This window comes from Kitasatospora sp. NPDC001225, assembly GCF_053597855.1.
Genome location: NZ_JBSFJC010000023.1, coordinates 39,675 through 64,788, shown reverse-complemented (window position 1 = coordinate 64,788; position 25,114 = coordinate 39,675). Strand labels below are relative to the sequence as shown.

The 25,114-nt window shown below is 75.6% G+C and carries 21 protein-coding genes; 11 read left to right on the top strand and 10 right to left on the bottom strand.

Features of this window, described 5'->3' with window-relative positions; genetic code table 11:
* Positions 1 to 11: 11 nt before the first annotated feature.
* The 3 genes from ACWDCZ_RS10805 to ACWDCZ_RS10795 all read right to left on the bottom strand — a co-directional run bounded on the left by ACWDCZ_RS10805 (position 12) and on the right by ACWDCZ_RS10795 (position 7,197).
* A complete protein-coding gene (locus ACWDCZ_RS10805) occupies positions 12 to 4,574 on the bottom strand; it encodes a hypothetical protein (protein ID WP_449815762.1) in 4,563 nt (1,520 codons plus the stop codon).
* Between the two features lie 117 nt (positions 4,575 to 4,691).
* The gene (locus ACWDCZ_RS10800; RefSeq protein ID WP_049658421.1) at positions 4,692 to 5,567 is read right to left on the bottom strand and encodes a hypothetical protein; all 876 of its coding nucleotides are present in this window, start codon (positions 5,565 to 5,567) and stop codon (positions 4,692 to 4,694) included.
* Between the two features lie 91 nt (positions 5,568 to 5,658).
* Positions 5,659 to 7,197 carry a hypothetical protein gene (locus ACWDCZ_RS10795; RefSeq protein ID WP_449815760.1) on the bottom strand — a complete coding sequence of 513 codons (1,539 nt, stop codon included), beginning with the start codon at positions 7,195 to 7,197 and terminating at the stop codon, positions 5,659 to 5,661.
* Between the two features lie 185 nt (positions 7,198 to 7,382).
* Here ACWDCZ_RS10795 and ACWDCZ_RS10790 point away from each other — a divergent pair, with 185 nt between their 5' ends.
* The 5 genes from ACWDCZ_RS10790 (at position 7,383) to ACWDCZ_RS10770 (ending at position 11,800) form a co-directional block, all read left to right on the top strand.
* Positions 7,383 to 8,435: an IPT/TIG domain-containing protein gene (locus ACWDCZ_RS10790; protein ID WP_449815759.1), complete on the top strand. Its 1,053-nt coding sequence runs from the start codon at positions 7,383 to 7,385 to the stop codon at positions 8,433 to 8,435.
* A gap of 380 nt (positions 8,436 to 8,815) precedes the next feature.
* Entirely contained in the window at positions 8,816 to 9,340 is a 525-nt protein-coding gene (locus tag ACWDCZ_RS10785; protein ID WP_449815757.1) for a hypothetical protein, read from the top strand.
* Positions 9,341 to 9,515: 175 nt separating this feature from the next.
* A complete protein-coding gene (locus ACWDCZ_RS10780) occupies positions 9,516 to 10,292 on the top strand; it encodes a LamB/YcsF family protein (RefSeq protein ID WP_234348727.1) in 777 nt (258 codons plus the stop codon).
* A complete protein-coding gene (pxpB, locus tag ACWDCZ_RS10775) occupies positions 10,289 to 10,924 on the top strand; it encodes a 5-oxoprolinase subunit PxpB (RefSeq protein WP_449815756.1) in 636 nt (211 codons plus the stop codon). The genes ACWDCZ_RS10780 and pxpB overlap by 4 nt, the downstream gene beginning before the upstream one ends.
* Positions 10,925 to 10,936: 12 nt before the next feature.
* Positions 10,937 to 11,800: a 5-oxoprolinase subunit C family protein gene (locus ACWDCZ_RS10770; RefSeq protein ID WP_449815755.1), complete on the top strand. Its 864-nt coding sequence runs from the start codon at positions 10,937 to 10,939 to the stop codon at positions 11,798 to 11,800.
* A gap of 30 nt (positions 11,801 to 11,830) precedes the next feature.
* On the opposite strand, the gene ACWDCZ_RS10765 is transcribed toward ACWDCZ_RS10770, so the two are convergent.
* The gene (locus ACWDCZ_RS10765; protein ID WP_449815754.1) at positions 11,831 to 12,601 is read right to left on the bottom strand and encodes an alpha/beta fold hydrolase; all 771 of its coding nucleotides are present in this window, start codon (positions 12,599 to 12,601) and stop codon (positions 11,831 to 11,833) included.
* Positions 12,602 to 12,747: 146 nt separating this feature from the next.
* Here ACWDCZ_RS10765 and ACWDCZ_RS10760 point away from each other — a divergent pair, with 146 nt between their 5' ends.
* The 3 genes from ACWDCZ_RS10760 (at position 12,748) to ACWDCZ_RS10750 (ending at position 15,130) form a co-directional block, all read left to right on the top strand.
* The gene (locus ACWDCZ_RS10760) at positions 12,748 to 13,281 is read left to right on the top strand and encodes a PadR family transcriptional regulator (protein WP_375876688.1); all 534 of its coding nucleotides are present in this window, start codon (positions 12,748 to 12,750) and stop codon (positions 13,279 to 13,281) included.
* A gap of 84 nt (positions 13,282 to 13,365) precedes the next feature.
* Positions 13,366 to 14,061 carry a class I SAM-dependent methyltransferase gene (locus ACWDCZ_RS10755; protein ID WP_375876689.1) on the top strand — a complete coding sequence of 232 codons (696 nt, stop codon included), beginning with the start codon at positions 13,366 to 13,368 and terminating at the stop codon, positions 14,059 to 14,061.
* Positions 14,062 to 14,287: 226 nt separating this feature from the next.
* A complete protein-coding gene (locus ACWDCZ_RS10750) occupies positions 14,288 to 15,130 on the top strand; it encodes an undecaprenyl-diphosphate phosphatase (RefSeq protein ID WP_049659308.1) in 843 nt (280 codons plus the stop codon).
* Positions 15,131 to 15,216: 86 nt separating this feature from the next.
* Here ACWDCZ_RS10750 and ACWDCZ_RS10745 read toward each other — a convergent pair whose 3' ends face one another.
* On the bottom strand, positions 15,217 to 16,728 hold the full coding sequence (locus ACWDCZ_RS10745) for a HEAT repeat domain-containing protein (RefSeq protein ID WP_449815753.1): 1,512 nt from the start codon (positions 16,726 to 16,728) through the stop codon (positions 15,217 to 15,219).
* 290 nt (positions 16,729 to 17,018) lie between these two features.
* On the opposite strand from ACWDCZ_RS10745, the gene ACWDCZ_RS10740 reads away from it, so the two are divergent.
* Positions 17,019 to 17,609 (top strand): PAS domain-containing protein, encoded by a 591-nt coding sequence (locus ACWDCZ_RS10740; RefSeq protein ID WP_388051188.1) that lies wholly within the window; start codon positions 17,019 to 17,021, stop codon positions 17,607 to 17,609.
* 91 nt (positions 17,610 to 17,700) lie between these two features.
* Here the strand turns inward: ACWDCZ_RS10740 and ACWDCZ_RS10735 are convergent, their stop codons facing one another.
* Positions 17,701 to 19,182: a DNA-binding protein NsdB gene (locus ACWDCZ_RS10735; protein ID WP_049660292.1), complete on the bottom strand. Its 1,482-nt coding sequence runs from the start codon at positions 19,180 to 19,182 to the stop codon at positions 17,701 to 17,703.
* A gap of 524 nt (positions 19,183 to 19,706) precedes the next feature.
* On the opposite strand from ACWDCZ_RS10735, the gene ACWDCZ_RS10730 reads away from it, so the two are divergent.
* Positions 19,707 to 20,951, top strand: coding sequence for an aminoglycoside phosphotransferase family protein (locus tag ACWDCZ_RS10730; protein WP_338016391.1), 1,245 nt, complete (start codon positions 19,707 to 19,709; stop codon positions 20,949 to 20,951).
* A 65-nt stretch (positions 20,952 to 21,016) separates the two neighbouring features.
* On the opposite strand, the gene ACWDCZ_RS10725 is transcribed toward ACWDCZ_RS10730, so the two are convergent.
* The 4 genes from ACWDCZ_RS10725 to ACWDCZ_RS10710 form a co-directional block, all read right to left on the bottom strand.
* Positions 21,017 to 22,399 (bottom strand): acyl-CoA dehydrogenase family protein, encoded by a 1,383-nt coding sequence (locus tag ACWDCZ_RS10725; RefSeq protein ID WP_449815752.1) that lies wholly within the window; start codon positions 22,397 to 22,399, stop codon positions 21,017 to 21,019.
* Positions 22,400 to 22,567: 168 nt separating this feature from the next.
* A complete protein-coding gene (locus ACWDCZ_RS10720; RefSeq protein ID WP_350526312.1) occupies positions 22,568 to 22,651 on the bottom strand; it encodes a putative leader peptide in 84 nt (27 codons plus the stop codon).
* Positions 22,652 to 22,731: 80 nt separating this feature from the next.
* Positions 22,732 to 23,226, bottom strand: coding sequence for a hypothetical protein (locus ACWDCZ_RS10715; protein ID WP_049656052.1), 495 nt, complete (start codon positions 23,224 to 23,226; stop codon positions 22,732 to 22,734).
* Between the two features lie 759 nt (positions 23,227 to 23,985).
* Positions 23,986 to 24,213 (bottom strand): DUF397 domain-containing protein, encoded by a 228-nt coding sequence (locus ACWDCZ_RS10710; protein ID WP_234348556.1) that lies wholly within the window; start codon positions 24,211 to 24,213, stop codon positions 23,986 to 23,988.
* A gap of 355 nt (positions 24,214 to 24,568) precedes the next feature.
* Between ACWDCZ_RS10710 and ACWDCZ_RS10705 the strand changes: the two genes are divergently transcribed.
* Positions 24,569 to 25,108 carry a PTS-dependent dihydroxyacetone kinase phosphotransferase subunit DhaM gene (locus ACWDCZ_RS10705; RefSeq protein WP_082345992.1) on the top strand — a complete coding sequence of 180 codons (540 nt, stop codon included), beginning with the start codon at positions 24,569 to 24,571 and terminating at the stop codon, positions 25,106 to 25,108.
* Positions 25,109 to 25,114 lie beyond the last annotated feature (6 nt).

Sequence of the window (25,114 nt, the reverse complement as noted above, 5' to 3'; positions counted from 1 at the left end):
CGCTAGCCAGTTCACGGCTGGGCGGGAACCTCCGCGGGGCGCTTGAACATCCGGGTGGCGGTGATCTCGCCGTGGATGGTCGGGCCGTCCGGGTCCGGCGCGGCGGGCAGGCCCGGGCGCAGGTGCTCCTCGACCGAGATGTACTTGAGGCCGGCCCGCAGGTCGGCGTCGTTGCGCAGGCGGATCACCAGCGGGAACTCGGCGAGCGCGGTGGTGTCGAACAGGCCGGTGGTGTAGATCAGCTGGACGCCGAGCGCGTCGGCCACGGCCCGCTGGAGCTCCAGCAGGTAGGTGGCGTTGGCGCGGCCGATCGGGTTGTCCAGGAACAGCGTGCCGGCGTGCCGCAGTTGGGACTGGCCGCGGTCGTTGGCGCGCAGCGCGGCCATCGTGCAGTACAGCGCGATGGCGGCGGTGAGCAGCTGGCCGCCGGAGAAGACGTCGGACATCTGGCCGACGCTGACCCGCTCGGCGCGCAGCACCGCGTCGGGCTTGAGGATCTCGACGCTGACGCCCTTGGGGCCGATCGCGGCGGCGACCCCGCGCAGCAGCAGGGACATGCCGTCGCGGCGCAGGTCGCTGTTCTTCCTGACGGCGGCGCGGGTGGCCTCGTCGATGACCTCGCCCAGGCGCTCGACCAGGGTGGCGTGGTCCGGGTCCTCGAAGCGGATCCGGAGGAACTCCTGGCCGGACCACTCCCCCAGGCCCTCGGGCAGCCGGGAGAGCCGCTGGGCGGCGCGCAGGGTGGTGAGCGAGGACTCGACCAGGCCGCGCAGCCGGTCCACGATCGAGCCGCGGTTCTTCTCCAGCTGGGCGAGCTCGTCGGTGAGCACCCGCAGCCGGGGCGCGAAGGCGGTGGCCCAGGCGGCGGCGTGCTCGGGCAGCGCGGAGGCGGGCAGTTCGCGGATCTGCTGGCGGGCGGGGGTGCGGACGGCCTCGTAGCGGGCCGCGTTGGCGTGCCGGACCAGGGCGTCGGCGGTGTCGCGGACGGCGAGTTCGGAGGAGGACAGTTCGCCGGCGGCGGTGCGCAGGGCGCGGCGGGCCTCGGTGGCGCCGGTGCGGGCCTCGGTCAGCGAGCCCAGGTACGGCTCGACCGGGTCGTCCGGGTCCTCCTGGTGGTCGCGCAGGCCGTCGCGGAGCTGGCCGGCCAGCTCGTCGAAGTCGGCGGCGGAGGCCTGGGCGGTGTCGAAGGTCCGCTGGAGGTCGGCGTGGGCGGTGCGGGCGGCGTCCAGGGCCTCGCGGCGCTCGGCCAGGCGGCTGGTGGCGGTGCGCAGCAGGGCCTGGGCGTGCTCCGGATCGGTGGGGACGAGGTCCTCGGGCAGCTCGGTGTGCGCCTCGCCGTCGGCGGGGGCGGAGCGCTCGGCCTCGCCGCGCAGCCGGCCGAGCTGCTCGCTGGCGGTGGCGGAGCGGGCCTCGATGGTGGCGACCAGTTCCTCGGCGCGGGCGGCGGCGGCCTGGCGGGCCGGGCCGTCGGCACCGTCGGGGCTGCCGAGGAGTTCCTCGGCACGGATGCGCACCTTGTTGGTGAGGCGGTCGAGTTCGGTCGCGGCGGCGGCCTCGTCGCCCTCGGCGCGGGCCTGTTCGGCGCGCAGGTCGGCGCCGACGCCGACCTTCTCGTACAGCTGGGAGGCGGCGCGGTAGGCCTCGCGCAGGGCGGGCAGCGCGGCGGGGGCGGCCTCGGCGGGCTCGTCGGCCTGCTCGGCGGCGGGGATCTCGGCGCGTTCGGCGCGCAGCGCGCGGGCCGTCCGGCGGGCGTCGTCGGCGGCGCGCTGGGCGGCGCGACGGTCCTCGTCGCAGGTGCGGGCGCGTTCGGCGCACAGCGCCTGGCGGCGGTCGCACTCGGCGGCGTCCTCGGCGAGTTCGCGCTGGCGGCGGGCCCAGTTGGCGCGCTCGCGCAGCCGGAAGGCGAGGCCGGAGAGGGCGTCGGCGCGGCGGCGGGCGCGCTGGGCGGCCTCGCGGTGCTCCTCGTGGGCGGAGGCGGCCGCGGCGTGGTCGGTCTCGGCCTCGTCGTGGTCGGCGCGCAGGGTGGCCAGGGCGGCGGCGGCCTGCTCGGCGTGCTCGCGGGCGGCCTCGGCGGCGGTGGCGAGTTCGGCGAGGGTGCCGGGCGGGCAGCTGGCGTGCCAGGAGGCGAGGCGGGCGGCGAGGGCGCGGTCGGCGCCGAGGCGGCCGGCCAGTTCGCGGATGTGCTCCTCGCGGGCGCTCGCCCGGGCGCGCAGTTCGCGGCGCTCGCCGTCGGCGGCGGACTCGTCGTGCATGGCCGGGTTCGGCGGCACGAGGAAGAAGGCGGGCTCGTCGGTGATCGGGGCGATCAGCGAGGCGGCGGCGCCGACGGCGACGGTGGAGCGCGGCAGCAGGGCGGCGGCCTGCAGGGCCTCGCGGGCGCGCTCCAGCGAGGACGGGTCGGTGACGACGACGCCGTCGACCAGTTCGGGGCGGGCGGCGAGGATCGCCTCGTGGTCGGCCGGGTCGACGGACTGGGCGAGGTAGCGCCAGCCGGGCAGGGCCGGGATGCCGTGCTCGGCGAGGTACTCGACGGTGGCGAGCACGTCCGGGCCGGGCGGCAGCAGGCCGCCGTCGCCGAGGGCGGCGAGGATGCGGGAGTCGTCGGCGGCCGCCGTGCGGAGGTCGAACAGGGTGCGTTCGGCGGTGGCGATGGACTCGTCGAGGAGTTCGCGCAGGTACTCGGCGTTGCGGTCGAGCAGGGCGGGGGTGAGGAAGCCGGCGTCCTCCTCGGCGCCCTCCTGGTACGGGGTCAGGGAGAGCAGGTCGGCGAGGCGCTGTTCGGTGGCGAGCAGCGCGGCGGTGCGCTGCTCGGCGGCGAGGGACCGGGCGGCGTCCTTGCGCGCGTCGCCGGCCCGCTCGGCGGCGAGTTCGGCGCGCGAGGTGGCGGCGGCGGCCTCGCGCAGCCGGGCGGCGGCGGACTCGGCGGCGGTACGGGCCTGGGCGAGCGCGGCGGAGGCGGCCTTCTCGACGTCGGCGGCGTACAGGGCGGCGCGGGCCGGGTCCACGTCGCCGTCGGCGTCGATGAAGCCGGCCGCGACGGCGGCCTCGGTCTCCTGCTCGACCTCGGCGAGGCGCTGGCGCAGGTGGTCGGCCTCGCTGCGGGCCTTCTGGGCGGCGGTGGCGGCCTCGGTGGCGTCGGTCTGGGCCTTGCCGCCGTCCTGCTGGAGTTCGCCGGCGCGCTCCTCCTCGGTGTCGGCGCGGGACTCGGCGGCCGCGGCGGCGGCCTCCAGGGCGCGGGCCAGGGCGGTCGCGGCGCGGGCGCGGGCGGCGAGCGCGGGGGCGGCGTCCAGCTCGGCCTCGCGGATGGCGGCGGCGACCCGGGCGACCCGGTCGGCGGCGGCGCGCTGGCGCAGCACCGCCTCGGCGGCCTGCCAGGCGGAGTGCAGGGTGCGGGCGTCGATGAGTTCGCGGCGCAGCGCGGCGGCCTCGGCGGTGGCCGCGGTGAGGCTCAGGGTGGCGTGCCGGTGGGTGAGTTCGTCGGTGATCAGGCTGTGCCGGGTGCGGTCGGCCTCGGCGGCGGTGACGGCGCTCGCGGCGGCGGCGACCTCGATGGCGAGGTCCTGGGCGCGGTCGCGTTCGGCGGTGGCGCGGGAGGCGAGGGCGTGGGCGAGGCGGCGGGTGCGGCGCTCGGCGGTGCGGTGGGCCTCGCGGACGGTCTCGCGGGCGGTGGTGGCCTCGGCGATGCGCTCCAGGAGGTCCAGCGAGCCGGCGGTGAAGTCGCGTTCGGCGGTGAGTTCGGCGCGGCGGCCGAGCTTGGCGGCGAAGCCGTGCACGAGGTCGGCGAGGCCGTCGGTGTCCCGGGTGTCGGTGACGGCGCGCAGCAGGAGGTCGGTGAAGTCGCTGTCGTGCTTGACCGCGAAGAGGCCGGCCGCCTCGCCCTCGTCGGCGTTCATCTCGCGCTGGTAGCGGAAGAGTTCGGGGTCGAGGCCGAGTTCGCCGAGGTGCTCGGTCCAGCGGTCGTGGCCGTCCTCGAAGACCAGGTCGAGGTGCGGGTGGGCCTTGCCGGCCTCGGTGAGGGCGTCGCGGAAGCCCTTCATGGTGCGGCGGCGGCCGCGGGCCTTCTGGTCGCCGGCCAGGCTGACCCGTTCGGCGACCGGCAGCGAGTCGAGGGTCAGGCCGGGGCCGGGGCGGAAGGAGTACCAGGTCTCGGCGAACTTGCGCGGGTCGGAGGAGACCTGGCGGCCGCGCCACTCGCTGACCTTGCCGACCACGATCGGCTCGCCGGTGACGGTGTGCTGCCACTCCAGGGCGACGTGGCCGCAGTCGTCGGCGAGCAGGAACTTGCGCAGCACGCCGGAGCTGGCGCCGCCGAGGGTGTTGCGGTGGCCGGGGAGCATGACCGAGAAGATCAGCTTGAGCAGGACGGACTTGCCGCCGCCGTTCTCCAGGAAGAGCACGCCGGCCGGGGCGGGGCGGCGGACCGGGCCGTCGGGTTCCTCGCCGAACAGGCCGATCTGCTGCGGGGCCGGGTCGGCGACCGGCTCGCCGACGCCGCGCAGGTCGAGCACCGTGTCGGCGTAGCGGGCGCCGGCCGGTCCGATCGAGTAGAGGCGGACCCGGTTGAGCTCGTACATGTGCGGCTGTTCTCCGTGGCTTGCGTGGCGTGAGGGATGGGCGGCGGGCCGGATCGGGGCGGGTGGGCCGGGGCCGGCGCGGTGGGCCCGGAGCGGGTGGGCTCCGGGCGCCGGGGCTCAGAGGGAGTGGAACGGCAGCCCCGCGTCGGCGACCAGTTCGTCGCCGGTGTCCGGCGGCAGCAGGCTGGCGGTGCCGTCGGAGACCGGGACGATGCCGAGGTCGAGCAGTTCGGCCATGGCCGCGCTGCCCGCCAGGTCGCGCACCTGGAGCTGGTAGCGGGCGGTGGTGCGGTAGGTACCGCCGGAGTCGTCCGAGACCTTCTGGAGGAAGCCGGAGTCGACCAGGAACAGCACGGCCTTGGCGACGATGCCGATGGTGGAGCCGGAGAGCCGGCGGGCGTCCTTGGTGGCGCCGGTGGCGGTGCGCCGGGCCCAGACCCGCCAGGCGGCCTCCAGGCCGGGGGCGTCGGAGGCCGGGTCGGTGTTGGCGCCGTCCGCGTCGGCCTGCTCCTCCAGGCGGCGGCAGGCCTGGCGGACGAAGGAGTCGACGCCGTTGACGGTGATCCGGCCGAGGTAGCCGTCGTCGGCGAGGTCCTCGGGGCGCGGGAAGGCCATCGCGGCGACGGCCAGGTGGGCGAGGCCGTGCAGGAAGCGGTCGGTGGACTCGGAGGCGGCGCGGCGCGAGTAGTCGCCCATCCGGACGGCGAACAGCGAGTCCTCGGCGGCGGCCACGGCCATGCCGGCCCGCGGGGAGACCTCCAGGACGACCAGGCCCATGCCGGTCGCGATGGCGTCGGCGAGCCGGGCGAACGGCGGGTCCTCGCGGTGGCGGCGCACCAGGTCGGCGTACTCGGCGTCGCGGGCGGGCAGCAGCTTGGCCTGGAGGCCGAAGGAGACCAGTCGGGCGGCGTCCGCGACGTCGGCCGGCGTGATCGGCGCGGGGGCCGCGGGTTCGGTCTCGGCCGCCCAGGACGTGTCGTGGTGGGTCGTCACGGGCGGTGCTCCTCGGGGGTGGCGCGGTGGTTACTGTTCGTCATGGTTGGTCCCGGCGGGGTTGGTCCCGGCAACGTGTGCTCCCGGCCGGTCAGCCGGCGTCCTTGCGGTCGGCGGCCATGCCGACCGCGTCGAGCAGGGCGCTGCCGACGATCAGGTCGGCGCCGCCGAACTCCCGGTCGCGCAGCGGGGTGCCGTCGTCCACGGCGAACAGCAGCCGCTCCTCGCCCTGGCGGTAGGCGGTGCCGACCGGCGGGCTGGCCGCGTGCACGGCGAGCAGGGCGACCAGGTACGGCAGGTCCGGGTCCTGCTTGCGGGCGTCGGCGAGCAGGCCGGAGAGCCGGCGGGGGGCGTCCGGGGGCAGGTCGAGCAGGAGCATCGCGGACTCCAGCTGGGCCTCGGAGAACCGGCTGTCGTCCGGGGTGGCGACGAGGTCCGGGTCGGGCAGCTCGGCGCCGAGGTGCTCGCGCTCGACCGGCGGGGTGAGCAGCAGGTCGACCAGGTCGGCGACCCGCACCGAGACCGGGGTTCGCAGACCGGCGCCGCGGGCGAAGAACGCGCCGGTGGGGCGAACGGCCTGCTCTATCGGCAGCCGCAGCACGGGGGCGAGCAGCTGCCCGTAGAGGTCGATGCCGCTGCGGGCGCCGGGGGCGGCGAAGGCCTGGCGGTCCTGCTCGGCGCGGAACAGCGGGCCGGCCTCCAGCAGGCGGGTCTGGAGCTGGGTGTGGCGGCGGATGCAGTCCTTGACGATGTCGACCAGCTCGGCGGCGCGGCGCTTGTGCTCGGGGTCCTCGGCCTCGTCGCGGGCCTTGCGGATGTTGGTGAGAATCGCGTTCTCGTGCCGGTAGCGGTCCGCGATGTGGTCCAGCGCCTCCTCGATGAGATCGGGGACGGCGCGCATCCAGTCCACCGCCCGGACGTTGCGGCGGGTGGCGTCCAGGGCGCGGCGCAGCGTCTCGGCGTACTGGACGGTGCGGTAGCGGGCCTGCTCGGCGGCGAGCTGGGCGTCGGCCAGGCGGCCGCGGCGGATCAGCACCTCCAGCTTGACCTCGGCGGCGATCTGGGCCGAGGTGACGTCGGTGTCGAGCGCGCCGACCAGGACGTTGACCGCCTCGTCGGTGGTGCGCAGGTAGACGCCGCCGTCGGGGCCGGGGACCTCCTCGATCAGCTTGAAGTCGTAGTCGCGGCGGACGTACTCGCCGTCCGCGCCGAAGGTGCCGTAGACGGCGCGGAAGCCGCGGTCCACGCTGCCGACGTTGATCAGCGACTCCAGCACCCAGCGGGCGACCCGCTCGTGCTCGACGGCGGGACGGCCGACGGCCTGGGCGGCGACCCGGGGCAGCAGCCGGGCGAGCACTATCTCGCGGTCGGCCCCGGTGTCGAAGTCCATGTGCAGGGTGACCAGGTCGATCGCGGCGAGGCCGACCTCGGCCATCGCGTAGCCGCCGTACTCGCCGGCCAGGTTGACCTTGCGGTTGTCCAGGTCGTGCAGCGGGGCGGTGCAGGCCAGCGCCTTGAGCCGGCGGGCCAGGCCCTCGTCGGCGGCGGGGCCGGGCGCGGGGCGCGCGGCGGCCGGGCCGGCCGGGGGTCGGAGGCCGGGCTCGATGGGCGGGTCTGCGATGGCGGTCACGGTGGACAAGATTAGAGGTTCGCACCGAGTTCGACCGAAACGGACCTTGCGGGCGGGCGGAGCGGCAGGTGGGCGGCGGTTCGGGTGACGGATTCGGAACGTGGTTTCGACGGGATTCCGCCATTCCCGAACCGGTATTCGAGAAAACCGTGAGGGTCGCGCACCGGTTCGGTGATGATCGACCCATGATCACCCGACTGGCCAAAGCGGGCCTCGCCGCCGCGCTGTCCGTGACCACCCTCACCACCGGCGCCGTCCTCGCCACCGGTGCCACCGCCGAGGCCGCGACCCCGGCGGTCCCGACCTCCGCCCAGCACGTGACCGTCTCGCAGAGCGGGAACTACCCCGGCGGGTTCTTCACCACCGGAAACATGTCGGTGTCCTGGACCGTCGCCGGCACCACGGACCTGACCGGGCCGACCCACATCACCCTCGACCTGCCGCCCGGCGTCACCACCGACGGTGCGATGTTCTTCCCCGCACCGGCGGACTACACCTTCACCACCGCCCTCTCCCCCGACCACCGCCACCTGGAGGCCGTGTTCACCGGCACCCGGCCGGTCGGGAGCTACAACTTCATGAAGCTCAACCTGGCCACCACGCCCGGCGTGCCGATCGTCGGCGCGATCACCGCGACGGTCTCCAACCCGAACGACGCCGACCCGACCGGGCACGTCTCCGGCTACGACCTCGGCAGCAAGAGCTCCCTGCCGGCGACCGTCCAGGCCGCCCCCGCCGTCACCGGCCTCGACACCGCCACCGGCCCGGGCACCGGCGGCACCGCGGTGACCGTCAGCGGCAGCAACCTGGCCAACGGCATGGTGCTGGTCGGCGGCGTCCCGGCCCCCGGCCGCTGCACCGACACCGCCTGCGCGGTGACCACCCCGGGCGGCACGGGCAGCGCCCCGGTCAGCGTGGTGACGCCCGGCGGCACGGCCGCGGCTCCGGTCACCTTCGACTACACCGGCGCCCCGCCGCCGGCCCCGGCCGCACCGGTGCTCAGCAGCGTCTCTCCCACCTCCGGCCCGGCCACCGGCGGTACCCGGGTGTACCTGTTCGGCAGCAACCTGACGTACGGGTCGGTGGCCTTCGGCGGGGTGCCGGCCACCCACGTCTCCTGCGGCCCGGCCGCCTGCACCGCCACGGCCCCGGCGGGCGCCCAGCCCGGGCCGGTGGACGTCACGGTCACCACGGCGGGCGGGACCAGCGCGCCGGTGACGTACACCTACACGGCGTAGCGGCCGTACGCGGCGCACTGGCCGCCGTCGGTGCCCGGGTTCCGCGGAGCCCGGGCACCGCTGCGTTCGGGGCGGGGCAGTGCCGCCGCGTCCCCTGCACGACTCCGGCTCGACCCGGTGCGGCCCCGGCCACCGTTCCCGCCGACGCGACCGGTTCCCCTCCAGCCCCCGATCCGGCCCCGGCCCACCCTCGCGCGCCCCCGACCACCCTCCCGCCGACTCCGCCGGGCCCCGCCTGGGCCCTGCCTGGGCCCCGCCTGGGCCCCACCCACCCCGAAGGCTAGTTGAACACGTTCAAAAGATAGGTCTAGAGTCGGTTCCGCGCAGGCGGGACAAGGCTCCGCCTGCACTTCGGCATGCTCGGCATGGAGGTGTGCGAGATGGACGGCGACTCGGCGGTCATCCTTCGCAAGGTCCGACGGTGGCTCTGGTTCTTCCTGGTCTGCCTGGTGCTCAGCGGTCTCACCGCGTTCCCGCTGGAGACCGAGACCCGCTGGCTGGCGGACTTCGCCGCCGGCCCGGCCGCGCCGCTGAGCGATCACCTCCCCGGCGCGACGGCCTGGATCGACCGGGTCCACACGGGCGTCGCCGAGACCAACGCGCGGTACCCCTTCCTCGCCTACGGCACCGACTGGCTGGCCTTCGCCCACCTGGTGATCGCCGCCGCCTTCTGGGGGCCGCTCAAGGACCCGGTCCGCAACATCTGGGTGATCCGCTGGGCCGTGCTGGCCTGCGGGGCCGTCATCCCGCTGGCGCTGATCTGCGGGCCGCTGCGCGGGATCCCGCTGGCATGGCGATTCATCGACATGTCGTTCGGCGTCTTCGGTGTCATCCCGCTCCTGCTCGTGCTGCGGGCGCTGCGCCCGCTGGAGCGCGCGTTCCGGGGGTCGGCGACCGTCGGTTGAGCCCGGGCGGCCCGCGCGCCCGGCTCGCACCCCGGCGCGACCCCGCGCGGCGCCGCCCCGGGGCGTGCGGCCCCGGGCACACGCCGCGGCGCCCGCGGGGCTCCGGGTCACGGGCAACGGCCTTCATCCGCAGGCCCTACCATCTGGCTCAACAGCTGCTGGGAGGCGGACGGGCGTGGCCGATGCGGTGATCGATCTCAATGCGGACCTCGGAGAGGGGTTCGGACGCTGGACCCTGACCGACGACGAGGCCCTGCTGTCGGTGGTGACCAGCGCCAACGTCGCCTGCGGGTTCCACGCCGGGGATCCGTCGACGATGCGCCGGGTCTGCGCGCTGGCGGCCGAGCGCGGCGTCCGGATCGGCGCCCAGGTCTCCTACCGCGACCTGGCCGGCTTCGGCCGCCGCGCGATGGACGTGCCCCCGGAGGAGCTCGCCGACGAGATCGCGTACCAGATCGGCGCCCTCCAGGTGTTCGCCCGCGCGGCCGGCTCCAAGGTCTCCTACGTCAAGCCGCACGGCGCCCTCTACAACCGGGTGGTCGGCGACTCCGAGCAGGCCGAGGCCGTGGTGGCCGGCGTGCTGCGGGCGGGCGCGGTCTGCGACGGGCCGCTGCCCGTGCTCGGCCTGCCGGGCTCGCTGCTGCTGGAGGTGGCCGAGGGCGTCGGGCTCCCGGTGGTCGCCGAGGCCTTCGCCGACCGCGCGTACACCCGTACCGGCACCCTCGTGCCGCGCCGCGAGCCGGACGCCGTGGTGCACGACCCCGAGTCGGTGATCACCCGCGCCGTCGCCATCGCCCGGGACGGCACGGTGGAGGCCGCCGGCGGCGAGCGGATCGCCGTCGAGGCCCGCTCGCTCTGCGTCCACGGCGACACCCCCGGCGCCGCCCAGCTAGCCTGGCGGATCCGCGGCGCCCTGGCCTCCGCCGGGGTCCGGGTGGAGGCCTTCACGTGACACCGGGGACGGTGCGCCGGGTCGGCGAGCGGGCGCTGCTGGTCGAACTGCCCGGGACGGCCGAGGTGGCCGCGCTGTACGGCTGGCTGAACGAGCGCCGGGAGTCGGGGGCGCTCGGTGCGGTGGAGGAACTGGTCCCGGCCGCGCGCACCCTGCTGCTGGACGGCGTCGCGGACGTCGACGCGGTCGCGGCCCTGCTGCGCACCGCCCGTCCGACGGCGGCGGCGGCGGTCGACGTGGCGCGCGGACCGCTGCTGGAGGTCCCGACCGTGTACGACGGCGCCGACCTGGCCGAGGTCGCCGCGCTGTGGGGGGTCTCCGTGGAGGCCGCCGTCCGGATCCACACCGGGCCCGAGTACGTCGTCGCGTTCTGCGGCTTCGCCCCCGGCTTCGGCTACCTCACCGGCCTCCCGGCGCCGTACGAGGTGCCGCGCCGGGCCACCCCGCGCAGTTCCGTCCCGGCCGGCTCGGTCGCCCTGGCCGGCCCGTACACCGGCGTCTACCCGCACCCCTCCCCCGGCGGCTGGCAGCTGATCGGCCGGACGGCGCTCGCCCTCTGGGACGCCGACCGCGAGCCCCCGGCCCTGCTGGCCCCGGGCACCCGGGTCCGCTTCACCGCGGAACGGGCCTGAGGGGGAGACGAGTTGAACGAGCTGGTGGTGGAGCGGCCGGGGCCGCTGACCACGGTCCAGGACCTCGGGCGGCGCGGGGTCGCCCACCTCGGGGTGCCGAGGGCCGGGGCGCTGGACGAGCCGGCCCTGCGGGCGGCCAACCGGCTGGTGGGCAACGAACCCGGGGCCGCCGGGCTGGAGACCACGCTCGGCGGGGTCGCGCTGCGGGCCGTCGCGGCGGTCCTGGTCGCCGTCACCGGTGCGCCCTCGCCCGTCCGGGTGGACGGCCGGCCGGCCGCCTGGGGCGCGCCGGTCCTGGTGCCGGCCGGAGCGCTGCTGGAGGTGGGGGCGGCGACGGCCGGGGTGCGCGGCTACCTGGCGGTGGCGGGCGGGATCGACGTCCCGCCGGTGCTCGGCAGCCGCTCGACGGACCTGCTCGCCGGGCTCGGGCCGGCCCCGCTGGCCGCCGGGGACCGCCTGCCGGTCGGCACCCCGCCGCCGTACCGGGCCCGGCCCGAGCTGGTGCCGCTGCCCGCTCCCCCGGCCGAACTGGTGCTGCGGCTGCGGCTCGGACCACGCGCGGACTGGTTCACCCCGGAGGCGGTGGCCCGCCTCGGCCACGACCGGTACCTGGTCTCCCCGACCGGCAACCGGGTCGGGCTGCGCACCGAGGGCCCGCCGGTCGCGCGTGCCCGGGACGGCGAACTGCCCAGCGAGGGAATGGCGTTGGGCGCGGTGCAGATTCCGCCGGACGGCCGGCCGGTGGTGTTCCTGGCCGACCACCCGACCACCGGCGGCTACCCGGTGATCGGCGTCGTGCCGACCGCCGACCTCGCGGCCGCCGCCCAGGCCCGGCCGGGGACGCCGGTGCGCTTCGTCCCCCTGCGGGAGCGCTGAGCGGGAGCACCGGGCGACCCACGAACCCGCTCACCCCCGTTCGAGCGCCTCCGCCGCGGCGGCCGCGAAGCCGTCCGGGTTGTCGACCATGATGTTGTGCCCGCAGTCCGGCACCGCGACCACCCGCACTCCGGCCGCACGGAGGGCGTCGGCACCGACGGGCTCGCCGTCCGCCGCCGGATGGAGGAAGGTGCACGGGAGGTCGAGGCCGAGCAGCAGCTCGCGCATGGTCGGTTCGGTCGCCCGGGCGAGGTGGCGGGCGCTGCGGTGGAGCGCCTCCGGGCCGGCCAGCCGCATGGTGGACCACCAGAACGGGCCGACCCGCTCGGCGACTTCGCCCAGGCCACCGGCCAGGAACTCCTCCTCGTCGTAGGCCGCGATGCCGCTGCTGCCGGGGCGGCGCCGGTCGGGGTCGATCCGGTCCAGGTTGGCGTCCACCAGGAGCAGCCGCTCGACCAGGTGCGGGTGCCGCCGGGCGAGGACGATCGCGACCGCCCCGCCCATGCTGTGGCCGACCACCTCGACCCGGTCCGGCCCGGCGGCCGCGACCGCCGCCGCGACCGCGCCCGCGTGCTCCTCCAGCGTGTAGCCGAAGTCCGTCGGCCGGTCGCTGAGGCCGAAGCCGAGCAGGTCCAGCAGCAGCGAGCGCCGCCCGGCCAGCAGCGGGTGGGCGGCGGCGGCCGCGAAGTAGGCCGGCGAGCTGGAGCCGAGCCCGTGCAGGTAGAGCCGGACCGGCTCGGCGCCGGGCAGCTCGACCCAGCGGATCCGGTCGCCGTTCGGGGTGACGGGGGCCTCGCGCATGCTCACTCGCTCCTCATTCCTGGGGGGCCGGCTCGGGGTGCCGGCCCGGGGGTTTCCGGCGGACGAGCAGGACCATACCTCGAACACGAGGTATCGCAATAGCGAGATACCCACGCCCCGAGGGACGGATCTGAGAGAGTGGCCCCATGCTGAAGCTCGCCATCCTCGGATTCCTGTACGACCGCCCCCTGCACGGCTACGAGCTGCGCCGCCACCTCGCCGCGCTCACCGGGCACGTCCGACCGATCAGCGACGGCACGCTCTACCCCGCGATCAAGCGTCTGGAGGCCGACGGCCTGCTGGTCCGCGAGACCGAGCCGGGCAGCGCCGCCGCGCCCCGGCACACCCTGCACCTCACCGGGGCCGGCCGCGCCGCGCTGCTCGACCGGCTGCGCGAGCCCGAACCGCTCGACGTCAGCGACGAGAACCGCTGGTTCACCCTGCTCGCCTTCCTGCGGCACCTCGCCGACCCCGCCGCCCAGGCCGCCGTGCTCCGCCGCCGACTGGCCTTCCTCGCCGAGCCGGCCAGCTTCTTCTACGAGGGCGACCGCCCGCTCGGCGCCGAGGAGTTCGACGACCCCTTCCGGCGCGGCCTGCTGCTCGTCGCCCGCGCCACCACCGAGGCCGAACTCGCCTGGCTGCACGCGACCCTGGCCGATCTGGAGGACGGCCCCCGGTAGACCGGGCCCCGAACGCGCCGCGGCCCGCGCGGACCTGCCGACGCCCTCTTCCCCCGCCCACCCGTCCGTGTTCCGATGAACGGCATGGCAGACGAACGACGCGATGGCTACGACGGGACGGGCGAGGGTGCGATCACCCCGGACGGCTGCGCCGTCGAAGTGTGGACCCGCCTCCCCGCGGGCGACGCCCCGGACGTGATCGAGGCGGCGGTGCCGCCCGGCGCGCACATCCTCGAACTCGGCTGCGGCGTGGGCCGGATGACGCACCCGCTGACCGACCGGGGCTTCACCGTGACGGCCGTGGACGAGTCCGCCGACATGCTGGCCCGGGTCCGCCCGGACGTCCGCACGGTGCGCAGCCCGATCGAGGGACTGGACCTCGGCGAGCGCTTCGACGTCGTCATGCTCGCCTCCTTCCTGGTGCACGCCGGTGACGTGACGGTCCGCCGGGGCCTGCTGGAGACCTGCCGCCGGCACGTCGCCGAGGACGGCTGCGTGCTGGTGCAGCGCGAGGGCGAGGACTGGCACCGGAACGTGCCGCGGGAGAGCCCGATCGGCCCGGACGGGCGGGCCCGGCTGGTCTCGGCCACGCCGGTCGGCGACGGCGTCAACTCCGTGCGGTTCGAGTACGTCTTCCCGGACGGCACCTGGACCCAGACCTTCCTGTCCCGACCGCTCAGCACCGAGGCGTTCGAGCGGGCGCTCGCGGAGGCCGGTCTGGTGGTCGAGCGCTACCTGACGGCGGACCGCACCTGGGTCCGGGCGCGGCCGGTGCTGTAGCTCCCGGCCGCCGCCGGAGCGGCAGGGGCCCTGTGCGCAAAGCCGGAACAAAGGGTGAACAAAGAACTGTCACTTTCACCCCGTACCATCAGCCGCGCGCCGGGCTCGCGCGCGGCCCGCGGGCCGGGCGGGTCACGGTGGTCCCGCACGCCCATCCGACCCGCAAGGACCCGCCCATGCCGCCCCTGCCCCTCGCCCGACGGATACCCCCGGCGGGTGCCCGGTGATCGATTGGTTCCACGGGGCCGTCCTCGGCCTGATCCAGGGGCTCACCGAGTTCCTGCCGGTCTCCTCCAGCGCCCACCTGCGGGTCTTCTCGGCCCTGCTCGGCTGGGACGACCCGGGTGCGGCCTTCACGGCCGTCACCCAGCTCGGCACCGAGACGGCGGTGCTGATCTACTTCCGCCGGGACATCGCCTCGATCATCAAGACCTGGGCACTGTCCCTGTTCCGGCCGGCGCTGCGCTCGGACCCGGACGCGCGGATGGGCTGGTTCGTGATCATCGGCACCCTGCCGATCGGCATCCTGGGCAAGCTGTTCCAGGACACCATCGAGACCCACCTGCGCGACCTGCGGATCATCGGCACCACGCTGATCGTCTTCGGCCTGATCCTGGCCTTCGCCGACCGCACCCGGGCCGTCCGCCACGCCCGTCCGATCACCGACCTCACGCTGCCGCACGCGGGTGTCTACGGCTTCGCCCAGGCACTGGCGCTGATCCCGGGCGTCTCCCGTTCCGGCGGCACGATCAGCGCGGGTCTGCTGCTCGGCTACAGCCGGGAGGCGGCGGCCCGCTACTCCTTCCTGCTCGCCATCCCGGCGGTGCTCGCCTCCGGGGCGCTGGAGCTGTTCAAGATCGGCGAGGGCCCGGCCCCGGCCTGGGGGCCGACCATCCTGGCCACGGTGATCGCCTTCCTGGTCGGCTACGCGGCGATCGCCTGGTTCCTGAAGTACATCTCGACGCACAGCTTCCTGCCGTTCGTCGTCTACCGGGTGCTGCTCGGCGTTCTGATCATCGGACTGGTCGTCGGCGGCGTCCTGACTCCGGACGCGGGCGCGGTGAAGTAGAACCGGGTTCCACAACACCAGGACCCGCGGAAGCGAGTGGGCCGGGACACCGACACGGTGTCCCGGCCCACCGAACGTTGTGGACCCTAACGCCCGAACTCCCGGGCGGCGGTCAGCCGGCCGCGTACGGCGGCATGGACCTCGGCCTCCTCGGCCGGGTCGGCGGCGAGCCTGCGCAACCGCTCCAGCACACGCGCGTCGCCCGTGGTGGCGACATGGCGCGCGGCGAGCTCACGCGTGGACTCCTCGCAGTCCCAGAGGCACTCGACGGCGGGCCCCTCGGGAAAGTGCACGTCGGTCGCGGCCAGCGCCTGGGCGGCGCGTCCGCGCAGCTCGGAGGAGGCGGCCTCCCCGTAGACGTGGCGCAGGACCGGGACGGCGTCGGCGGCGGCCAGCCGCCCCGCACCGTCGACCAGCGACCCGAGCCCGGTACCGCTGACCCCGCGCACGGAGATCCAGCGGCGCAGCCCGGCCACCACCAGCGGCGCGTCGGCCGGCTCCCCGGCGTCGGCGAGCAGCTGGACGGCGGCCTCGCCGAGCGCGCTGTCGGCGCCGCCGCTGGCCGGGTCGGCCCAGCGGCGCGCCTGCGTCAGCACCTCGGGGCCGCGCATCCGGCCGAGCAGCTCCAGGGCGGCCCGGACGATCCGGTCGTCCACGTCCGCGGCGGCGGCCTCGATCAGTTCGACGGCGGCCGGGTCGCGCTGTTCCACCAGGTGGCGCAGGGCGGCCCGGCGGGCGCCGGGCAGGCCGTCGCGGGCCGCTTCCAGCAGCAGCGGACGGTCCTCCGGCCGGACGACGGCGGTGAGGCAGCGGGCGGCCGCGGCGGCGCGGCGGTCCACCGCGTCGGGGCCGGACGGCGAGTCGGGGCCGCGCGCGGGCTCCGGGCGGGCGTCGGGCCAGCCGAGGAAGGCGCCGGCGCCGAGGCCGCCGAGCTCGCCCTGGTCGGCCCAGGCCAGCACGTCGGCGGTGGACCAGCCGGGGGTGACCCCGCTGCGGTTGATCTGGCGCTGCCACAGGTCGAAGGGTGACTGCTCGCTGGCCGCCGCCACTCTGGGGTGGTAGGCCGCCCAGAGCCGCCAGGGCCGGGGCTCGTACGCGTTGCGGATGAACTCGCGCAGCTCGGCGTCGCCCTCGGGGCCCGGCTCGAAGTGGTCCAGTACGGCGGTGCCGAGCAGCAGCAGGCCGCGGTCGTCGTCGCGCAGGGCCAGCTCGTCGAGGGCCCACGCCCAGTTGGCGCCGGTGGCGGCGTACTCGCGCAGCATCAGCAGCGCGTCGCGCCGGCCGTACGCGGCGAGGTGGCCCAGGACGGAAAGGGCGAGGCCGGTGCGGCTCTCGTCGTCGGTGACCAGGTCCTCGGCGGAGTGGAGGTGGTCCTCGATGCCCTCGAGGGGGGCTTCCAGGTCCATGTAGATGCGCGCGTAGTAGAGGGAGCGGCTCTCGACCTGCCAGTCGGCTCGCGGGTCCCTGGTGACGCACTCCTCCAGCGCGGCGATGGCCTCGGCACGGTCGGCGGCCAGCGCGTGGAGCTGCCCGTCACCACGGCCTCGCTGAAGGAGGCCTAGGAGGCTGGCACTGGGTGCTATCACTGGCTCGAACATGAGGTCAGCATCCGTTGCGGCGGTCGGAGTGGCAACGGGATTTCCGTCGCCGGGGTCTCTGGTCGGTACTGCGGTGGGCGCCCGGGCGCCGGAATCACCGAAGGTTACCGCCTCGGGCCCCCGTCCGCACACAGGGCGACGACGGCTCCGGCCACAGTGGCATATGCCAGCGGAAATTTTGCCCGCGTTCTGTCGAAATCACCCACAGGGGTGACAACGCTGTGCGACAGTCTTCTCACTGTCCGAACGGCCCGCACACCGCGGGCCGTGTACCGAGCGATAGGTCCGCCATGAACATGCCATTAGGCGCCACCCGCCCGCCGGGAGCCGCCCACGTGGACGGCGCCCCGGCGGGCGGGGGCGGTACGGCGAGCGCCGGGAGCGGCACGGCGAACGGCGTCACGGTCGGCGCCGGCGGCCCGGGCGGACACGGCACGGGCGACGGCACGGGCGACGCCGACAGCGGAACGGACGGCAGAGTGGACGGCACGGCCCAGGAGCCGACCGGCCCGTACCTCGGCGCCGGCGGCGACCACGACGCGATCACCGACGACGGCCCGATCGGCTCCGCCGAGTGGGACCTGCTGACCGACGGGATCCAGTGGAGCCCGGAGGCCTACCTCCTCCTCTGTTGCGAGCCGGGCCACGGCCCACTCAGCCTCGACCGGCTGCCCGACCGCCTCCCCGAGGCGGACCGGCCGCTGCTGCGGCGGATGATGACCGACGCCCTGGTGCACGGCCGCTGCGCCGCCGGCACCCTGCGGGTCCGCCGGCCCGACGGGCGCTACGACGGCGTCGAGTGCGCGGGCGAGCCCGTCCTCGGCACCGACGGCACGGTCGTCGCGCTGCGCATGCTGCTCCGCCCGGCCCCGCCGCACTGAGCGCACGGCCCCTCTCACCCCGAGCCCACAACCCCCGCCCCGCCGTACCGCGCCCGACGGCCCGGCCCGGGCCCGTACGTCCGCGGGCCCGTCAGGTCAGCCGGCGCCGGTTCTTGGCGTCCGCCGCCCGCAGCGCCCGGCCCAGCTCCTCCCGCAGCTCGTCCACCACGGGCAGCCCCCGGTACTGCGCGGTCAGCCGGTACATCTCGCGCAGCCGGTCCCAGGTCCGGTGCGAGGAGTTCTGGCCGATCAGGTTCATCACCATCTTGGCCTGGAACCGCGCCGCGTCCGGCTCGCCGGTGAGCAGGTGCACCGAGGCCAGGGTGATCCGGTCGAACAGCGCCGACCGCAGCTGCCCGGTCCCCTCCCGCAGGGTGATCACCCGCTCCGCGTGCCGGCGGGCCTCGGGGGCCGCCCCCGGGTCGTGCTCGGAGAGCGTGCGCAGCACCAGGGCCTGCATGCCGCGCAGTTCGGCCTCGTCGAACACCTGCATCCACGAGGGCGGTGGCTCCGGCGCCTCCTCGGTGAACAGGTCCTCGGCCTCCCCGAGCAGCCGGTAGGTGTCCTGGGAGTGCCCGATCGAGGCGTGCGCCCACGCCTCGACGGTGTTGAGCATGGCGCGCGTTCTGGGCAGCAGCCGGCCGCCGGCCGCCTTGGCCGCCGACATCAGGTCCAGCGCCTCGTCGGCCCGGCCCAGGTGCACCATCTGCCGCGCGGCCCGGGAGATCGCCTCGCCGGCCCGTGGCCGGTCGCCGGCCTCCTTGGCCGCGTCGGCCGCGATCATGAAGTACTTCTGGGCGGTGGGCTCCAGCCCCACGTCGTGCGACATCCAGCCCGCCAGCACCGCCAGGTTGGCCGCGACCAGCCACAGCCGCTGCTCCACCGCCGGTGCGTGCCGGTGCGTCAACAGGCCGCCGACCTCGTTCAGTTGACCGACCACCGCCTTGCGCTGCAACCCGCCGCCGCGGGCCGCGTCCCAGGCCCGGAACACCTGTACCGAGTGCTCCAGCGACTCCACCTCGTCGAGCCCGACCGGGCCCGCGTCGTACACGTCCGCCGCCGGGTGCGCTCCGCCCCCGGCGACCGCCTGTCGCGGCCCTGGGACGGAGGCCGCGTACGCGACCGCGTCCCCGCCCAGCCAGCCCTTCAGCGAGTCGGCGATGACCGCCCCGGCCGTGAGCGCGGCTCCGGCGCCCACCAATCCACGTCGGTTCAGCATGAGGTCCATTCCCGTGAACTCGGTGAGGACCGCGGCTGTTCGATCCGGCGACCATGGCACTGCTGCGGACGCGTCCGCTCCGGACCTGGTGGGCCGGTGTCGTTCCAGACCGAGGTCCTCAGTGGTGACGACACGGCCGAGCCGCTCCGTGAACACGGCCGCCAGCACCCTCGGCACCGGATCGCGCGGGATCTCCCCCTGCTCGATCCAACGCCGTACCCTCGACGTGTCGGTGGACAGCTGCAACTGCCCCATCGCGGCACCCCGACGGTTGACCAGCCGCGCCAGCTCGCCCTTCGACCATCCGGTCAGGACGAACAGGTCGGCCAGTCGGGTGTTGGGTTCCCTGCTCAACGAAGCCCCCAGGTTCCTCGGCTGATCCGAGGCTAGAGGCTCGGGCAAGTGCCGGGCGAGCATTCGCCACCGTTCGCCAGGGCCCGCCAGACTACTAAGCCAGTGCCCGACGGGTGTGTTGTAGGGGTGCGCCACCTCGCCCCCCGGGTCGGGCGGTGTCCCACCAGCGTCGGGGCTGTCCCCCGACGGTGGCACGGGGCGCTCCCGGTCCTCACCCGAGGGGGTGGCGCGGCCGGGTGGCGCGGGAGCGCCGGGCACGGCCACGGCAGTCCGGCCGACCGCATTCCCCAGGGTGCGGACGGCCGGAGCACCGCCGACCAGGGGTTCCTGACCCCGCGTCCGTGCCCGGCGCCCGCGCACCACCGACCGCACCGCTACGGGGTACCGCGCGGAGCAGCGCACCGCACGACGTACCGCACCACCCGCAGGGCCGCCGTCACGCCAGGAAGCACACGGCACCGGCCCTCCCCCGCCCCCGCGGGGCAAGCACCCGCCGACGGACCGGAAGGGACCTCCCTCAGCCCATGTACTCCTCAGCGACGACCCCCACGCCCACCGCGACCCGCCCAGCGCTGCGCCCCCCCACCGCAGCCGCCGGCCGCACCGGCCCCAGGGCCGTGCCCCCGGCGAGCCGTCCCGCGGTCCCGCGCGGCGCCGAGGGCCGGGCCACGGACACCCGGGTCGTCCCGACCGGCCGTACGGCGCTGGGCCCCGCCGGCCGTACCGCGCTGGGCCTGCGGGCCCCCGAGACCGCCCTGCCGGGCGGCGGCCGGATGCCGCTGGCCCGGCAGGCCGACGGCCAGGTGCTGCGGGCCCGGCGGCCCGGCCTGCCCGTCGGCGGCGGCCCGGAGCGGATCGACCCGTCGGCGCTCCAGACCCCGGCGGTCCGGGCGGCGCTCGCGGGCGTCTCGCGGATATGTCCCGCGTTCACCCCGCGCCAGGTCCTGCGCGAGGGCAGCCGCCACATCCTGGTGGCGGGCACCATCGGGCGGGCTCCGGTGGTCGCCAAGTGCCTGGCGCCGCAGGCGGTGCGGAGTGAGTACTTCGAGCAGCTGGTGGCCGACTTCCACCACGAGGTGGCGGTCTACCGGGCGTTCGTCCGGCACCGTCCGCCGGTGCGGCTGCCCCGGCTGGTGGCGGCCGACCACGACCGGTGCGTGCTGGTCATGGAGCGCGTCCCGGGGCGCCCGGCGGCCCGCGAGCGCCACCCGGTCAACGCGCCCACCCCGGGCGAGGTGCGGGCGCTGCTCACCGCGGTCCGCACGCTGAACCTGTGGCGGCCGCCGACCGACGTCTTCCAGCCGCGCCTGGACTACCAGTTGGAGATCTCCCGCTACCACTCGGTGGGCCAGCTCACCGACCGGGACGCCGGCGACCTCCGCGGCCTGCTGCACGGCCTCGGCAGCACCCCGCTCCAGCTCTGCCACGGCGACGCCCTGCTCAGCAACATGCTGCTGGCGCCGTCCGGACCGGTGCTGGTCGACTGGGAGCAGGCCGGCTGGTACCTGCCCGGCTACGACCTGGCGGTGCTCTGGAGCGTCCTGTCCGGGGACACTGCGGCACGCCGCCAGATCAGCCAACTCGCCCAGAGCGGCGGCACGCTGGCCCGGGACGCGTTCCTGGTGAACCTGGTGCTGGTGCTGATGCGGGAGATCCGGCTGTACGACGTGCCGGGCGCCGGCGAGGAGCAGCGGATCATGATCCGTCGGCTCTACGACGACGCGGCGCTCGCCCGCCGGGCCGTCCGCGCCGCGGTCGGGACCCGCTGAGCCACCGCCGGGGCCCGTCGGACCACCGTCAGGACCCGCCGGGCCCGGGAGTTCGACGCCGGGCCCTACGGCCGGGCGCCCCGCTCCAGGGCGGCCCGGCCGGCGGCCTCCAGGACGGTCTCGTCGGGGGCCAGGTGCACCCGGCTGCTGAGCACGTCCCGCAGGTAGCGCTCCAGCGGGTGACGCCGGCTCAGGCCGGGGTTGCCGGTGAGGGCGACGGCCTGCTGGACCACCGCCGTCGCGGCCCGGGTGGCCAGCAGGTGGGCCGGACCGGTCCGGGCGACGGCCTCCTGGTCGCCCCGGTCCACCCGGGAGGCCAGGCCCTCGACCAGTTCCTCGGCCCCGATCAACTGGGCCTCGATCTCGCCGAGGGCGGTCCGGTAGCGGGGCAGGGTGCCGAGCGGCTCGGTCAGATTGGCCGGGGTGCGCTGGTTGAGGAAACGGATCAGCCACGCCTCGGCGGCCCGGGCGACCCCGATCGCCACGGCGGAGAGGGCCAGGTCGTGCCAGGCCGACGAGAGCTCGGCGTCGGCGTCGGCACTCTGACGGGCCGTCCGGCGACCGTTCGTCAGGCCGAGCGCGAGGTCACCCGGCACCCGGACCCCGTCCAGCACCACGTCGTGGCTGGCGCTGGCCCGCAGCCCGAGCTGGTCCCAGGTCGGGTCGATCTCCAGGCCCTCGCTCTCGCCGCGGACCAGGAAGGTGCCGATCCGCGGCTCCTCCTCGTCGGTCCGCGCGGTCACCGCCATCCAGGCGAGCGCCTCGGCTCCGGTGCAGTACGTCTTCCGGCCCGTCAGCAGCCAGCCGTCGCCGTCCCGTCGGGCGACCGTGCCGGGCAGCTCGCCCGCCCCGGCACCGGGCTCCGCCCGCAGCGTGTTGACCAGCGCCGGGCCGCGCCGGGACTCGGTGAGCAGCCGCCGGTAGCCCGCCGTCGGCCAGTCGGCCCGGCGGGCCTGCTCGGCGTGCTGGAGCAGGGTGAAGGCGGTGACCACGGCCACCGAGGCGTCCCCGCGGCCGAGTCGGGACAGTACCCGGACGGTGTCGGCGAGCGTTCCGCCCGGACCGCCGTACCGCTCGGAGACGGTGAGGGTGAGCAGTCCGGCCTCGTGGACGGCCTCGATCCCCTGGTACGGGAAGGTCGCGTCGCGGTCGTGCTCCTCGGCGCGGGCGGCCAGCAGGTCGACCACCCGGGGCAGTCCGGCGAGGGCGGTCTCGACCGCGCTCCGGTCGGGTGCCGCGCCGCCGGGGGCCGAACTTGTGGGTGTGGAACCGGTGGATTCGAGATGGCCGGAACCCGTCGGTTCGGAACCCGCCGACGGAGCGGCGGTCCGCGAACGGCGTCCGGCGGACGCGCTCCTGGGCGAACGGTTGTCGGCGGGGCGGTCGTCGGACGCGTGGTCCTCGGACGAACGCTCGGCGGTCGAACGGTTGGCGGCGCGAGTGGTCATGATGCTGTGCCTCCGGGCGGCAGCGTGGGCTCGGCAGGTGCGGGCGGCACGCCGTACGGGCGCGCGGTGGCGATCGGCGGCCCCGGAGGCCGGCTCACGGCCCGCCCCTGGTCCCGGCGCCGACCGGACACCCGGCCGATCGCCCGCCGCCGGGGGACGAATCCCCCCTCAGCGGCCCGGACACGCCGCGCTGGCGGTGCGCCGCAGGTCCAGATGCCTGCGACGGGTCAGCAGCGGAAGGCGGCACGGCATGTTCGCGACTGTACGAACCGTTGATCGATACCGTCAAGCAGCGTCCGACCCCCGGGCGGAGCCGGCCGGCCCCGGCGGGATCAGCCCTGCTGGAACATGTCCGCGGGGAGCGGCTTCAGCAGCTGATACAGGTCGTCCGAAATCGGTCGGTCCCAGGACGCGACGGTGACCAGGACGCCGTCGCTGCGGCCGAACTGGGCGCAGAACACGCGCTCCTCGCTGACCTTGACCTTCTTCACGATCAGCAGGTCGTCCCCGAGCATCACCGGGAAGTCCTCGGCCGAGACGAACTCGACCGGCTCGTCGTTCTCCAGCGCCGCGAGCAGCTGCCGCACCTCGAAGGGCACCTCGTCGCCGGTCTCCCGGGCGGGCGAACCCTCGGGGAGGTTGCCGATGAACATCGCCGGACCTCTGCCGCCGAACAGGTCGTAGCGCAGGAAAATCCCCTGGCAGGAGCCGTCCGGGCCGGTCATCATGGCCGCACCGAAGTCACCGGGCCAGTCGCCCGGGTCCATCGCGAGCACGTCGAAGTCCGGGCCGGCGGGCTGTCCGGAGCGACGGCGGAGAAAAGACATGGGAACATCGTACGTGTCCGGCACACCGCGTTCGCGAGGTGGGTGGGGCACCGCCGGGGGGTGGCCGGGAGATCGACGCTCAGAGACCAATGTTGACTCTGAGCAACCGTCCGGGCTACGTTCGGTTCAGCACGACAGCCGTTCTGGGTTTCACCCTCCGGGGGGACGGCATGTCGCAACGCGGCCCTACACGCGTTTCCCTCACTGTGCACTTGTCGTGCCGAACCGCCGAGCACCCAGCTTCGTCGTCGCACACAGCACGAACACACAAGCCAACAGTTCCAAGTTTCACAAGCCAGATCCGCGGGGCCCCGGCCCGTCGCTCCCGTGGATCTGCTCGGGACGCCGCCGCGTGGGGGCGTGCGGGTCCCGAGCACCGGTGCCGTCATCCGAGTCGCTCTCGGCTTCGGCGCCAACCTCCCGGCGACTGCCGGCCCCATCTCGGGGCCGGGACCGGCCGACGCACCCCGGTGCGCAGGGGATGACTGGGAGGATGGCCTGGCAGTACTGCCGGGCCGCACAGCAGGCGCCGTGTCTGGCCGCGTGGGGGCGGTGGGCACGGCGTCTGCCCGTGCTCTTACTCTGAGCTGCGTTTGTCTAACAGTCAACAGAAATTCTGACGGGGCACGCTCAATGGATCATCAGTTGTGATGTTTCGGACCCGAAAGATCGTCTACGGAGCGGACCCCCGTCGACCGGGGGTCCGCTCCCGTGCTACCGGGCGCCGGCTCGGCGCCGACGGGCTCCGCGCGCCTCGGCTCAGGTGAGGTCGAACTCGCCGTCCCGGGCGCCGAGCACGAAGGCCCGCCACTCGCCCGGCGTGAAGACCAGGACCGGCCCGTCCTCCTGGCGGCCGTCCCGCATCCCGATGTAGCCGTCCACGAAGGCGATCTGCACGTCGCCGACGCCCTGGCTGCTGCACAGCCACTCCGCCCCGGTGAAGTCCACCCTGGGCTTCCCGTTCGGCGCCAGATCCGGCTGCACCACGCTGACCTCCGTGTCCGTCCCGCTGTTGGATCCCACTGACCGATCTCCTCCCGACGGCGTTCCTGGGCCAGCCTAGCCACACCGCCCGGCCCCGGTCAGCGGGTTGACGAGGACTCCTCCGGGCGGGGAAGGGCGCGGCCGGAGGACCGGTCGAGGCGTGTCCCGACCGGCGGGGGCGGCGGACAGCTGCCAGAGTGCTGCCAGGGCGCCGTACGACCGCTTCCCCGGCCCGGCCCGGGAGGTGCCGGGGCCCGGGCCGCTCCGCCGCACCGCCCTGACCGACCGGGACAACCGGTTCGACCGAGCGCGCCTTGCCAGAACGATCCACCGACCGACCCGTTCGAGGGAGCAGCCGATGAGCCGCCGGGACGGCACCCGCGCCGACGTCATCCCCATCTCCGACGCCCCCTCGGCCCATCCCCCGGCACCCCGGACGCCTCCCTCACCCACCCAGTTGCCCCGGCCGACCCCCGCCCGGACCGCCACGCACGGGCGGGTCGGGATCGTCCTGGTCTCGCACAGCCAGGAACTGGCCACCGCCGTACGCTCCCTCGCGCTCGCGTTGACCGGATCCGACTCCCCCGCGCCGGTCGCGGCGACCGGCGGCGACCCGTCGGACGGACCGGGCATCAGCGCCGTCCTGGTGGCCGCCGCGACCCGGCGGGTGGACCAGGGCCACGGCGTGGTGGTGCTCGCCGACCTCGGCGGGGCGGTCACCACCGTCCGCGCGCTGCTGGCCGACGCGGACGAGCACGGGCTGCCCTTCCCGGTCCGGTTCGCCAACGCCCCGTTCGTCGAGGGCGCGGTGGCCGCGACCGCCACCGCCACGGCGGGCGGGGACCTGGCCGCGGTGCTGGACGCGGCGGAGGAGGCCTACCGGCAGTACAAGGGCTGACCCGGC